General features: G+C 56.8%; 12 protein-coding genes. 10 read left to right on the top strand and 2 right to left on the bottom strand.

The window, feature by feature from the left end:
- Nucleotides 1–96: 96 nt before the first annotated feature.
- The gene (locus tag KB892_RS27095; RefSeq protein WP_000427619.1) at nucleotides 97–1,101 is read right to left on the bottom strand and encodes an IS110-like element IS5075 family transposase; all 1,005 of its coding nucleotides are present in this window, start codon (nucleotides 1,099–1,101) and stop codon (nucleotides 97–99) included.
- A gap of 73 nt (nucleotides 1,102–1,174) precedes the next feature.
- Here KB892_RS27095 and KB892_RS27100 point away from each other — a divergent pair, with 73 nt between their 5' ends.
- Together KB892_RS27100 and livJ are read left to right on the top strand one after the other, a co-directional pair.
- Entirely contained in the window at nucleotides 1,175–2,419 is a 1,245-nt protein-coding gene (locus KB892_RS27100; RefSeq protein ID WP_002920813.1) for an aromatic amino acid transport family protein, read from the top strand.
- 257 nt (nucleotides 2,420–2,676) lie between these two features.
- Nucleotides 2,677–3,780 (top strand): branched chain amino acid ABC transporter substrate-binding protein LivJ, encoded by a 1,104-nt coding sequence (gene livJ / locus KB892_RS27105; protein WP_002920812.1) that lies wholly within the window; start codon nucleotides 2,677–2,679, stop codon nucleotides 3,778–3,780.
- Between the two features lie 393 nt (nucleotides 3,781–4,173).
- Here the strand turns inward: livJ and panM are convergent, their stop codons facing one another.
- Complete coding sequence (panM, locus tag KB892_RS27110; RefSeq protein WP_002920810.1) at nucleotides 4,174–4,557, bottom strand: aspartate 1-decarboxylase autocleavage activator PanM; 384 nt, start codon at nucleotides 4,555–4,557, stop codon at nucleotides 4,174–4,176.
- Between the two features lie 423 nt (nucleotides 4,558–4,980).
- Between panM and livK the strand changes: the two genes are divergently transcribed.
- The 8 genes from livK (at nucleotide 4,981) to ugpB (ending at nucleotide 12,170) form a co-directional block, all read left to right on the top strand.
- A complete protein-coding gene (livK, locus tag KB892_RS27115) occupies nucleotides 4,981–6,090 on the top strand; it encodes a high-affinity branched-chain amino acid ABC transporter substrate-binding protein LivK (RefSeq protein ID WP_002920808.1) in 1,110 nt (369 codons plus the stop codon).
- Between the two features lie 61 nt (nucleotides 6,091–6,151).
- The gene (gene livH, locus KB892_RS27120; RefSeq protein WP_002920807.1) at nucleotides 6,152–7,078 is read left to right on the top strand and encodes a high-affinity branched-chain amino acid ABC transporter permease LivH; all 927 of its coding nucleotides are present in this window, start codon (nucleotides 6,152–6,154) and stop codon (nucleotides 7,076–7,078) included.
- The gene (gene livM / locus KB892_RS27125) at nucleotides 7,075–8,352 is read left to right on the top strand and encodes a branched chain amino acid ABC transporter permease LivM (protein ID WP_002920806.1); all 1,278 of its coding nucleotides are present in this window, start codon (nucleotides 7,075–7,077) and stop codon (nucleotides 8,350–8,352) included. Before livH ends, livM begins: the two co-directional genes overlap by 4 nt.
- Entirely contained in the window at nucleotides 8,349–9,116 is a 768-nt protein-coding gene (livG, locus tag KB892_RS27130) for a high-affinity branched-chain amino acid ABC transporter ATP-binding protein LivG (RefSeq protein ID WP_002920803.1), read from the top strand. Before livM ends, livG begins: the two co-directional genes overlap by 4 nt.
- 1 nt (nucleotide 9,117) lies before the next feature.
- Nucleotides 9,118–9,831 (top strand): high-affinity branched-chain amino acid ABC transporter ATP-binding protein LivF, encoded by a 714-nt coding sequence (gene livF, locus KB892_RS27135; protein WP_004145133.1) that lies wholly within the window; start codon nucleotides 9,118–9,120, stop codon nucleotides 9,829–9,831.
- 163 nt (nucleotides 9,832–9,994) lie between these two features.
- A complete protein-coding gene (locus KB892_RS27140; RefSeq protein WP_002920802.1) occupies nucleotides 9,995–10,216 on the top strand; it encodes a type II toxin-antitoxin system Phd/YefM family antitoxin in 222 nt (73 codons plus the stop codon).
- A complete protein-coding gene (locus tag KB892_RS27145) occupies nucleotides 10,213–10,581 on the top strand; it encodes a type II toxin-antitoxin system death-on-curing family toxin (RefSeq protein WP_002920800.1) in 369 nt (122 codons plus the stop codon). The genes KB892_RS27140 and KB892_RS27145 overlap by 4 nt, the downstream gene beginning before the upstream one ends.
- Before the next feature lie 272 nt (nucleotides 10,582–10,853).
- Complete coding sequence (gene ugpB, locus KB892_RS27150; protein WP_002920796.1) at nucleotides 10,854–12,170, top strand: sn-glycerol-3-phosphate ABC transporter substrate-binding protein UgpB; 1,317 nt, start codon at nucleotides 10,854–10,856, stop codon at nucleotides 12,168–12,170.
- The last annotated feature ends 68 nt before the right edge of the window (nucleotides 12,171–12,238 follow it).

Genomic DNA, 12,238 nt, shown 5'->3' on the forward strand with positions numbered 1-12,238 from the left:
ACAGGTTCCTCAACAGGCCGGTGGGCCGTTAGTATCATCAATATCAGTATTCGCAAAACCAGATGAATGATTGTTTAAACTGGTGTATTTCTGCCTTTATGCTTCGTAAGTTTGCTGTCGCGCCGTCAGTGCCCAGGCTATTCTGGCCAGCTTGTTTGCCAGAGCACAGGTGACGACAAAGTTGCTTTTCCGACACAACAACTCCCTGACCCAGTCGGCCAACTTGCCAGACTGGTGTTCCAGTTTTTGTATGAATACCCTGGCACACTGAACCAACAAAGTTCGGATCTTTTTGTTGCCCCGCTTGCTAATCCCTAACAATGTCGTCCGACCTCCCGTGCTGTACTGTCGGGGTACCAGCCCTGTTGCCGCCGCAAAGTCACGGCTGCTGGCGTACTGCTTCCCGTCGCCAATCTCAGTTGAAATAGTACTGGCAGTCAGCGTTCCAACGCAGGGAATACTCAGCAAGCGCTGTCCAACCTCATCTTCGTCCAACTTTCGTTTCAACTGAGATTCCAGATCTTTAATCTGCTCAACAAGATAGTGATAATGCTGTTGTAATTTCAGCAGTAACTGGCTGAGATAAAGAGGCAAACTACTGTCCTCAAGAAGGGTACTCAGTCGACTAATAACGGCAGCACCTCGCGGAACGCTGATACCAAATTCCAGCAGAAAAGCATGCATCTGATTAGTTGTTTTCACCTTATCCTGAACCAGGGATTCACGGACACGATGCAGAGCTCGCATTGCCTGCTGAGATTCGGTTCTGGGCTGCACGAAACGCATAGATGGACGTGATGCTGCTTCACAGATAGCTTCAGCATCAACGAAGTCATTTTTGTTGCTTTTAACGAATGGGCGGACAAATTGCGGTGATATCAGCTTTGGAAAATGCCCTAACTCTTCCAGCTTGCGTGCCATAAAGTGAGAACCGCCACAGGCTTCCATCGCGATGGTTGTTGCCGGGCATGTCGCCAGAAATTCGATTAGCTTTGGTCGGGTGAATTTTTTACGGTAAACGGCCTTCCCACGATGATCCTGACAATGAATATGGAAAGAGTTCTTACCCAGATCGATACCAATAAGCGCAATGTTTTCCATGATGGTTCTCCGAATGAAAGCCTGTCCTCAGCATAGTACTGGGAAGGAGGGAGTGACCATCTCATTAAGTATTATGTCTGAAAACTCCACCTTTTCTCCCGTCCTCACCGGCCGGGAACGTACGGCTGTCCCTGCAAAATCTCTGAGCTTCGTCGAAGGGGTATCGATGATTGTCGGTACCAATATTGGCGCGGGCGTCCTCTCTATCGCCTATGCGTCGAGCAAAGCGGGCTTCTTACCGCTGCTGTTCTGGCTGGTGCTGGTGGGCAGCCTGACGACGGTGACTATGCTCTATGTCGCGGAATCCACGCTGCGCACCCGTAAACATCTGCAGCTCAGTGGATTATCGAAGCGCTACGTCGGCGGCTTTGGCGCGCTGATGATGTTTCTCTCCGTCTGCGTCAATAGCGTCGGGGCATTGACGGCGTATATGACCGGCAGCGGTAAGCTGCTGCACTCCCTGTTTGGCATCTCGCCGGCGCTGGGCAGCGTGCTGTTTTTCGTTCCGGCGGCAGGGGTACTCTACCTGGGGCTGAAGGCGATCGGCCGCGGTGAGAAATTTATCAGCATCGGCATGGTGGTGATGATCTCGGTGCTGGTGATTGCCACGCTGTTGAAAGATACCACCCGCGTCGGCTATCTGCTCGACGGCAACTGGCTGTATATGGTTCCGGTCTTCAACGTCGTGGCATTCTGCTTCTCGGCACAGTATATCGTGCCGGAGATGGCGCGGGGCTTCGCCGACAAACCGGAAAAATTGCCTAAAGCCATCATGGTCGGTATGGCGCTGACCTTTACCCTGCTGGCGCTGGTGCCGTTGTCGGTGATCTCGCTTAACGGTCTCGACAATATCTCGGATGTGGCCACCATCTCCTGGGGGCGGGCGCTTGGCGAATGGGCCTTCTTCTCAGCCAATCTGTTTGCGCTGTGCGCGATGCTGACCTCCTACTGGGGACTGGGCGGCAGCTTCCTGACCAATATCTTCGATCAGTTCCGCCTGGGGAATGACGAACAGCCCGCCCGGCGCCTGATGGTGCTGCTGGTGGTGGCGATCCCGCCGTTCGTACTGGCCTATAGCGGCATGGTCTCCTTCGTCAACGCGCTCTATTTTGCCGGGGTGTTCAGCGGCGTCATTTTATCGATTATGCCGATCCTGATGCTCAAGGGCGCCCGCCAGCGTGGCGATCTGACCCCGGGCTGGACCTGTCCGGCCTGGATGACCCATCCGCTTATCCAATGCTTCATTGTGTTGTTGTATCTTTGCAGCGCCGCCTACGCGATAGCATCCGCGGTGGGCTACCTACCCGCAGGCTGGTAATCAGGCTCTGTTTTGCACCGCGTCCGGTTCATGCTGGCGCGGTTTTTTTATTTGTCACTTATCTGTTACATAGCCCGCAATTTAGTCGTTTCAAATTCCTCAGAATGACGGTATGTTTAGCATAGTGTGCTGCAAAAGCGCGGGCAGCCCCCGGTTGATTAGCTATCATATGCTTTTCCTATCGGTATAAACAAAATAATGCGCTAATAAACAACATCACAACAAATGCAAAAACCATAATAATGGGGAGCCTCAGGATGAATATGAAGGGTAAAGCGTTACTGGCAGGATGTATTGCCTTAGTTATGAGCAGCGCGGCGCTGGCGGAAGATATCAAAATCGCGGTAGTCGGGGCGATGTCCGGCCCGGTGGCCCAGTACGGCGACCAGGAGTTTACCGGCGCAGAGCAGGCGGTAGCGGATATCAACGCTAAGGGCGGCATCAAGGGCAATAAGCTGCAGATCGTCAAATATGATGACGCTTGCGACCCGAAACAGGCGGTAGCGGTAGCCAACAAAGTGGTCAACGACGGCATCAAATACGTCATTGGTCACCTGTGTTCCTCTTCCACTCAGCCGGCGTCTGATATCTATGAAGACGAAGGCATTCTGATGATTACCCCGGCAGCGACTGCTCCGGAGCTGACGGCGCGCGGCTATAAACTGATCCTGCGCACCACCGGTCTGGACTCCGATCAGGGGCCAACCGCGGCGAAATACATTCTCGACAAAGTGAAGCCGCAGCGTATCGCAGTGGTACATGACAAACAGCAGTACGGCGAAGGTTTGGCCCGTGCGGTGCAGGATGGCCTGAAAAAAGGCGGGGCGAACGTGGTCTTCTTCGACGGGATCACCGCCGGTGAGAAAGATTTCTCCACCCTGGTGGCGCGCCTGAAGAAAGAGAATATCGATTTCGTCTACTACGGCGGCTATCACCCGGAAATGGGCCAGATCCTGCGTCAGGCGCGCGCCGCCGGTCTGAAAACCCAGTTTATGGGCCCGGAAGGCGTAGCGAACGTCTCCCTGTCTAACATCGCCGGCGAGTCGGCGGAAGGCCTGCTGGTAACCAAGCCGAAGAACTACGACCAGGTGCCGGCGAACAAACCGATCGTGGATGCGATCAAGGCGAAGAAACAGGATCCGAGCGGCGCCTTCGTGTGGACCACCTACGCGGCGCTGCAGTCGCTGCAGGCAGGCCTGAATCAGTCTGACGATCCGGCGGAAATCGCTAAATACCTGAAAGGCGCGACAGTAGACACCGTGATGGGCCCGCTGTCGTGGGATCAGAAAGGCGACCTGAAAGGCTTTGAGTTCGGGGTCTTTACCTGGCATGCGAACGGTACGGCGACCGACGCCAAATAATTTAACCGGCGCCTTTCACGCTGCAAATGCGTTGTCTGCGGCCCTCAACCCCGGTCACTTACTGATGTAAGCTCCCGGGGATTTCGGGTCTTGACGCCTTTTTGCAACGCGAAATGCTGGGTTAAATGGGGGGCGCCTTTCCCACTGCAAATGCGTTGTCTGCGGCCCTCAACCCCGGTCACTTACTGATGTAAGCTCCCGGGGATTTCGGGTCTTGACGCCTTTTTACAACGCGAAATGCTGGGTTAAATGGGGGGCGCCTTTCCCACTGCAAATGCGTTGTCTGACCCCGGTCGCGCTGCGCTTACCGGGGCTAGAGTCGCCAGGTAGCCCGGCTAAGCGAAGCGCCGCCGGGTTCTTCCTTGGTCATGCTCCGCTTATTGGGGCTACGGCTTAATGCTTTTCCCAACCATTCTGCTGGGCGCTAAAGCCGAGCGCCTGCATAAAGGCCGCCATCACGCCGCGGTCCTCCACCCCGTGGTCGGCGACGCGCCAGCTATTGATCGCCGGGTTATCACGCAACGTCTCTTCCACTAAGTATTGCCCGACGCCGCGGCGGCGGGTCACTTCACGCACGCACAGATCGCTAAGCTCACCTTCGACGCCGCGCAGGGTAACGCGCACGGCGCCCAGCAGGCGCTCGTTAAAGCGGGCGGCGTAGAGACGATGGTTTTCATCAAGGGTCAGCGTCGACAGATCCTGCGACGGCCAGATTTTCCCCAGATCAATGCGATCCTGATCGCTGAAGTGCTGTAAACGGATAATGGTCAGTTTCATGGGCGGCAAATCCAGTGCAAAACAGAGGCGCCAGTGTACCCAAAATTGCTGTCTGGCGGAGCGCTGTTTTTTGCGCGTACATCAGGGGATTCGTTTTCCTGGCGTTGTCAGGGTAGCGCAATCCGTCATGGATCGAAAAATAAGCAGAATTTTAACCTAATGTGCAGCGTTTTATTCCGCCTTATGTATCGTTATTTTATGCTGCAGGATGGACTTTTTTTTGTTTATCTTCACCAAAATACAGAATATTATCTTTGCTTAATCGACTGAAAAATAGAGGTTTTAATCTGTTTTTTAGTGAAAAACTGCGCTAAACCATTAAACTCAATGGTAAAAATGGCGTTGTTTAATAAAAGCACAGAATGCTTTTTAACCATAAAAATACAAAACATTTACACCACATCACGAACGGGGTTCTGCAGCATGAAAAGGAACGCGAAAACCATCGTCGCGGGCATTGTCGCATTAGCGATGTCGCACGCGGCGATGGCCAAGGATATTAAGGTCGCCGTGGTCGGCGCGATGTCGGGGCCGGTGGCCCAGTGGGGCGACATGGAGTTCAATGGCGCGCGTCAGGCGATTAAAGACATCAACGCCAGCGGCGGCATTAAGGGCGACAAGCTGGTGGCCGTCGAATATGACGACGCCTGCGATCCGAAGCAAGCGGTCGCGGTGGCCAACAAAATCGTCAACGACGGCATTCAGTACGTTATCGGCCACCTGTGCTCCTCTTCCACTCAGCCGGCTTCCGACATCTATGAGGATGAAGGCATCCTGATGATCTCCCCCGGGGCGACCAATCCGGAGCTGACCCAGCGCGGATACCAGTACATCATGCGTACCGCCGGCCTCGACTCCTCGCAGGGGCCGACCGCGGCGAAATATATCGTCGAGAAAGTCAAACCGCAGCGTATCGCCATCATTCATGACAAGCAGCAGTACGGCGAAGGGCTGGCGCGTTCGGTGCAGGACAACCTGAAGAAAGCCGGGGCCAACATCGTCTTCTTCGATGGCATCACCGCGGGGGAAAAAGATTTCTCCGCCCTGCTGGCGCGCCTGAAGAAAGAGAACATCGACTTCGTCTACTACGGCGGCTACTACCCGGAAATGGGCCAGATGCTGCGCCAGGCGCGCTCCGTCGGGTTGAAAACCGTGTTTATGGGGCCGGAAGGGGTCGGCAACGCCTCGCTGTCCAATATCGCGGGCGCCGCGGCGGAAGGCATGCTGGTGACAATGCCAAAACGCTACGATCAGGACCCTGCCAACAGCGCCATCGTCAACGCGCTGAAAGCGGAGAAGAAAGATCCGAGCGGACCGTACGTCTGGATCACCTATGCCGCCGTTCAGTCGCTGGCGCAGGCGATGGACAGAACCGGCAGCCAGCAGCCGCTGGATTTAATCAAAGATTTGAAAGCGCACGGGGCGAAAACCGTGATTGGGCCGCTGACCTGGGATGAAAAAGGCGATCTGAAGGGATTTGAGTTTGGTGTCTTCCAGTGGCACGCCGACGGCTCTTCGAGCGCGGCGAAATAAGCGCTGAAGACGAGTTATCCCTCCGCCTGCGAACCGCGGGCGGTTTGAAAAAGGTTACCTTATGTCCGAGCAGTTTCTCTATTTTCTGCAGCAGATGTTTAACGGCGTCACGCTGGGCAGTACCTATGCGTTGATCGCCATCGGCTATACGATGGTGTACGGCATTATCGGCATGATCAACTTCGCCCACGGCGAGGTCTATATGATTGGCAGCTATGTCTCCTTCATGATCATCGCCGCGCTGATGATGATGGGCATTGACACTAGCTGGCTGCTGGTCGCCGCCGGATTCGTGGGCGCCATTGTGATTGCCAGCGCCTACGGCTGGAGCATTGAGCGCGTGGCCTATCGGCCGGTGCGTAACTCCAAGCGCCTGATTGCGCTGATCTCCGCCATCGGGATGTCTATCTTCCTGCAGAACTACGTCAGCCTGACCCAGGGCTCCCGCGACGTGGCGCTGCCGAGCTTGTTTAACGGCCAGTGGGTCGTCGGCCACAGCGACAGCTTCTCCGCGACAATCACCACCATGCAACTGGTGATCTGGGTGGTGACCTTTATCGCCATGCTGGCCCTGACGCTGTTTATTCGCTACTCGCGGATGGGGCGCGCCTGCCGCGCCTGCGCGGAAGATCTGAAAATGGCCAGCCTGCTCGGGATTAACACCGACCGCGTCATTGCCCTGACCTTTGTCATCGGCGCAGCGATGGCGGCGGTGGCCGGCGTGCTGCTGGGGCAGTTCTACGGCGTGATTAACCCCTACATCGGCTTTATGGCCGGGATGAAGGCGTTCACCGCCGCCGTGCTCGGCGGGATCGGCAGTATCCCTGGCGCGATGATCGGCGGCCTGATCCTGGGTATTGCCGAGGCGCTCTCTTCCGCCTATCTCAGCACCGAATATAAGGACGTCGTTTCCTTCGCGCTGCTGATTCTGGTGCTGTTAGTGATGCCGACCGGCATTCTGGGCCGCCCGGAGGTGGAAAAAGTATGAAACCGATGCGAATTGCAATGGCGCTGCTCTCTGCCGTGATGTTCTTCATTCTGGCGGGCGTCTTTATGGGCGTGCAGCTGGAGCTGAACGGCACCAAACTGGTGGTCGATACCGCCGCCGATATTCGCTGGCAGTGGATCTTCATCGGTACCGCGGTGGTCTTTTTCTTCCAGCTGCTGCGGCCGCTGTTCCAGAAAGCGGTTAAGAACGTCTCCGGGCCGAAGTTTATTATGCCGGCGATTGACGGGTCGACGGTGAAGCAGAAGCTGTTCCTGATCGCCCTGCTGGTGATTGCCGTGGCCTGGCCGTTTATGGTGTCGCGCGGCACGGTGGATATCGCCACCCTGACGATGATCTATATCATCCTCGGCCTCGGGTTGAACGTGGTGGTCGGCCTTTCCGGCCTGCTGGTGCTGGGCTACGGTGGGTTCTATGCCATCGGCGCGTATACCTTTGCGCTGCTGAACCACTATTACGGTCTTGGCTTCTGGACCTGTCTCCCGCTGGCCGGCCTGGTCTCCGCGGCGGCCGGTTTCCTGCTGGGCTTCCCGGTGCTGCGTTTGCGCGGCGACTACCTGGCGATTGTGACCTTAGGCTTCGGCGAGATCGTGCGCATTCTGCTGCTCAACAATACCGAGATCACCGGCGGGCCGAACGGCATCAGCCAGATCCCGAAACCGACCTTCTTTGGCCTCGAATTTAGCCGCAGCGCCCGCGAAGGCGGCTGGGATACCTTCAGCAACTTCTTCGGCGTCAAATACGATCCCTCCGACCGGGTGATTTTCCTCTACCTGGTGGCGTTGCTGCTGGTAGTGCTCAGCCTGTTCGTCATCAACCGCCTGCTGCGAATGCCGCTGGGCCGGGCGTGGGAAGCGCTGCGTGAAGATGAGATCGCCTGTCGTTCGCTGGGCCTGAGCCCGACGCGCATCAAGCTGACCGCCTTTACCATCAGCGCCGCGTTTGCTGGCTTCGCCGGCACGCTGTTCGCCGCGCGCCAGGGCTTCGTCAGCCCGGAATCCTTTACCTTCGCCGAGTCAGCCTTTGTGCTGGCGATCGTCGTGCTGGGCGGGATGGGCTCGCAGTTCGCGGTGATCCTCGCGGCTATTCTGCTGGTGGTCTCGCGCGAGTTGATGCGTGACTTCAACGAATACAGCATGTTAATGCTCGGCGGCCTGATGGTGCTGATGATGATCTGGCGTCCGCAGGGGCTTCTGCCAATGACGCGCGTGCAGTTGAAGCTGAAAAACGGTCAGGCGAAAGGAGAGCAGGCATGAGTCAGCCATTATTATCCGTTAGCGGCCTGATGATGCGTTTCGGCGGTCTGCTGGCCGTCAACAATGTGTCGCTGGAGCTCAGAGAGCGCGAGATCGTCTCGCTGATCGGCCCCAACGGCGCCGGGAAGACCACCGTCTTTAACTGCCTGACCGGTTTTTACAAGCCCACCGGCGGCACTATTCTGCTGCGCGACCAGCACCTGGAAGGGCTGCCGGGTCAGCAGATTGCGCGGATGGGCGTGGTGCGGACCTTCCAGCACGTGCGCTTGTTCCGCGAAATGACGGTGATTGAAAACCTGCTGGTGGCGCAGCATCAGCAGCTGAAAACCGGGCTCTTCTCCGGCCTGCTGAAAACGCCGGCCTTCCGTCGGGCGCAGAGCGAAGCGCTGGACAGGGCCGCCACCTGGCTGGAGCGTATCGGCCTGCTGGAGCATGCCAACCGTCAGGCCAGCAACCTGGCCTACGGCGACCAGCGTCGGCTGGAGATTGCCCGCTGCATGGTGACCCAGCCGGAAATTCTGATGCTCGATGAACCGGCGGCGGGGCTGAACCCGAAAGAGACCAAAGAGCTGGACGAGCTTATCGCCGAGCTGCGTAACCATCACAACACCACCATCCTGCTTATCGAACACGATATGAAGCTGGTGATGGGCATTTCCGATCGCATCTACGTCGTGAACCAGGGAACACCGCTGGCCAACGGGACGCCGGAAGAGATTCGTAATAACCCGGACGTGATCCGCGCATACCTTGGTGAGGCATAAGATGGAAAACGCGATGTTAACTTTTGACAACGTCAGCGCCCACTACGGCAAGATTCAGGCGCTGCACAACGTCAGCCTGCATATCAAACAGGGCGAGATCGTCACGCTTATCGGCGCCAACGGCGCGGGGAAAACCACCCTCCTCGGCACGCTGTGCGGCGACCCGCGCGCCTCCAGCGGGCGCATTGTCTTTGACGGTAAGGATATTACCGACTGGCAAACCGCGAAGATCATGCGCGAGGCGGTGGCGATCGTTCCGGAAGGGCGGCGCGTCTTTTCGCGTATGACGGTGGAAGAGAACCTGGCGATGGGCGGTTTTTTTGCCGACCGCGATCAGTTCCAGACCCGCATCAAATGGGTGTATGAGCTGTTCCCGCGTCTGCATGAACGCCGTATTCAGCGCGCCGGCACCATGTCCGGCGGCGAGCAGCAGATGCTGGCGATCGGTCGCGCCCTGATGAGCCAACCGCGCCTGCTGCTGCTGGATGAACCGTCGCTGGGGCTGGCGCCGATTATCATTCAGCAGATTTTCGACACCATCGAGCAGCTGCGCGAGCAGGGAATGACGATCTTCCTGGTTGAGCAGAACGCCAACCAGGCGCTGAAGCTGGCCGACCGCGGCTATGTGCTGGAGAACGGCCACGTGGTGCTGGAGGACACCGGCGACGCGCTGTTGGCCAACGAGGCGGTGCGCAGCGCCTATCTTGGCGGTTAATTCATCGCAACCCGGCGTCGTTCATTTCGCCGGTTTGTAGCCCGGGCGAGGCGCTTGCGCCGACCCCGGGAGCCGATCGCACGAATACATTTAAAAGAGCCTGTTGGCTCTTTTTTTGTACATATATGTTGTACAATAAAAGAGTACAGCTTTGGAGGTTTTTATGAGAACGGTTAACTATAGCGAAGCCCGGCAAAATCTGGCCGATGTGCTGGAAAGCGCAGTGACAGGTGTACCTGTGACCATTACCCGTCGTGGGCATAAATCTGCAGTCATCATTAGTGCAGAAGAGTTTGAACGCTACCAGACGGCCAGAATGGATGATGAGTTCGCGGCTATCATGGCGGTTCATGGTGATGAGATCAGGGAGCTTGCGGATAAATGACGCTGCAGATTATCTCAGCGGAAGAGATAATACAGTTTCACGACAGGCTGCTCCGCGTCACGCCTGGCGTTGCCGGTATGCCCGATCCAGGGCGTGCCGAAGCGATAATGTATAGGGTGCTAAACAAAATTGAATATGAAGGTGTGACAGACGTGTGGCGACTCGCTGCGATGCATCTGCTGGCGATTTCTCGCGGTCATATATTTAATGATGGTAATAAGCGTACGGCACTGTTTATCACTCTGCTTTTTTTAAAGCGAAATGGAATTATATTGCCGGCGAATCCAGACTTCGTCGGCATGACCGTCGAGGCGGCAGCAGGGCAACTTACCCTGGAACAGATTGTCGCGCGCTTGCGCGGATGACGGTTAACTCGTTGCAACCCGGCGGCTTCGCCGGTTTGTAGCCCGGGCGAGGCGCTTGCGCCGACCCCGGGAGCCGACCGCACGAATATTATCCGTGTCTCAGCTCCCACTTTACTTCCCCCGTCCTTTCATCGGCTTGTCATCTCTCTGACCCGTTACTATCTTTTTTTTGTAATAAAAAAGTTATTTTTCTGTAATTCGAACATGTCATGTTACCCCGCGAGCATAAAACGCGTGAAATCGCGCATCCGGCACAACAAGAGAGATAACCGATGATATCGTTACGACATACAGCTTTAGGACTGGCGCTGAGCCTGGCTTTTGCCGGTCAGGCCCTGGCGGTTACCACCATCCCGTTCTGGCACTCAATGGAAGGCGAGCTGGGTAAAGAAGTGGATTCTCTGGCGCAACGCTTTAACGCGGCCAATCCTGATTACAAAATCGTTCCGGTATACAAAGGCAACTACGAGCAGAGCCTGAGCGCCGGTATTGCCGCCTTCCGTACCGGCAACGCGCCGGCTATCCTGCAGGTGTATGAAGTCGGCACCGCCACCATGATGGCGTCAAAAGCCATTAAGCCGGTCTACCAGGTGTTTAGCGAGGCGGGCATCAAGTTTGATGAATCGCAGTTCGTACCGACGGTGGCCGGGTATTACACCGATTCGAAAACCGGCCATCTGCTCTCCCAGCCGTTTAACAGCTCTACCCCGGTGCTCTACTACAACAAAGACGCCTTCAAAAAAGCCGGCTTAGATCCGGATCAGCCGCCGAAGACCTGGCAGGATCTGGCGGCCTACACCGCGAAGCTGAAAGCCGCCGGGATGAAGTGCGGCTACGCCAGCGGCTGGCAGGGCTGGATCCAGATTGAAAACTTCAGCGCCTGGCACGGTCTGCCGGTGGCCACGAAGAATAACGGCTTCGACGGTACCGACGCGGTTCTTGAGTTCAACAAGCCGGAGCAGGTGAAGCATATCGCGCTGCTCGAAGAGATGAACAAGAAGGGCGATTTCAGCTACTTCGGGCGTAAAGACGAGTCTACCGAAAAGTTCTATAACGGCGACTGCGCCATTACCACTGCCTCGTCCGGATCGCTGGCCGATATCCGCCAGTACGCCAAATTTAACTACGGCGTCGGCATGATGCCTTACGATGCCGACGTGAAAGGCGCGCCGCAGAACGCCATCATCGGCGGGGCCAGCCTGTGGGTGATGCAGGGCAAAGACAAAGAGACCTACACCGGCGTGGCGAAGTTCCTCGACTTCCTGACCAAACCGGAAAACGCCGCCGAGTGGCACCAGAAAACCGGCTACCTGCCGATCACTACCGCGGCCTACGATCTGACGCGTCAGCAGGGCTTCTATGATAAGAACCCGGGCGCCGATATCGCTACCCGCCAGATGCTGAACAAGCCGCCGTTGCCGTTCACCAAAGGTCTGCGCCTGGGCAACATGCCGCAAATCCGCACCATCGTCGATGAAGAGCTGGAGAGCGTGTGGACCGGCAAGAAAACCCCGCAGCAGGCGCTGGATTCCGCCGTGCAGCGCGGGAACCAGCTGCTGCGTCGCTTCGAGCAAGCGACCAAATCGTAATCTGTAACTTGCCCGGTGGCGCTGCGCTTACCGGGCCTACGATGTGCCCTATGTAGGCCGGGTAAGGC

Origin of the sequence: Klebsiella sp. P1927 (genome assembly GCF_018204675.1) — a bacterium.
GTDB lineage: Bacteria > Pseudomonadota > Gammaproteobacteria > Enterobacterales > Enterobacteriaceae > Klebsiella > Klebsiella pneumoniae.

Bases quoted from the DNA above. Each gene is read 5' to 3' on its own strand.
- ugpB (WP_002920796.1), top strand. From the start codon at position 10,854: ATGATATCGTTACGACATACAGCTTTAGGACTGGCGCTGAGCCTGGCT.
- livK (WP_002920808.1), top strand. From the start codon at position 4,981: ATGAAAAGGAACGCGAAAACCATCGTCGCGGGCATTGTCGCATTAGCG.
- livJ (WP_002920812.1), top strand. From the start codon at position 2,677: ATGAATATGAAGGGTAAAGCGTTACTGGCAGGATGTATTGCCTTAGTT.
- KB892_RS27100 (WP_002920813.1), top strand. From the start codon at position 1,175: ATGTCTGAAAACTCCACCTTTTCTCCCGTCCTCACCGGCCGGGAACGT.
- livG (WP_002920803.1), top strand. From the start codon at position 8,349: ATGAGTCAGCCATTATTATCCGTTAGCGGCCTGATGATGCGTTTCGGC.
- livF (WP_004145133.1), top strand. From the start codon at position 9,118: ATGGAAAACGCGATGTTAACTTTTGACAACGTCAGCGCCCACTACGGC.
- livM (WP_002920806.1), top strand. From the start codon at position 7,075: ATGAAACCGATGCGAATTGCAATGGCGCTGCTCTCTGCCGTGATGTTC.
- KB892_RS27145 (WP_002920800.1), top strand. From the start codon at position 10,213: ATGACGCTGCAGATTATCTCAGCGGAAGAGATAATACAGTTTCACGAC.
- KB892_RS27095 (WP_000427619.1), bottom strand. From the start codon at position 1,101: ATGGAAAACATTGCGCTTATTGGTATCGATCTGGGTAAGAACTCTTTC.
- KB892_RS27140 (WP_002920802.1), top strand. From the start codon at position 9,995: ATGAGAACGGTTAACTATAGCGAAGCCCGGCAAAATCTGGCCGATGTG.
- panM (WP_002920810.1), bottom strand. From the start codon at position 4,557: ATGAAACTGACCATTATCCGTTTACAGCACTTCAGCGATCAGGATCGC.
- livH (WP_002920807.1), top strand. From the start codon at position 6,152: ATGTCCGAGCAGTTTCTCTATTTTCTGCAGCAGATGTTTAACGGCGTC.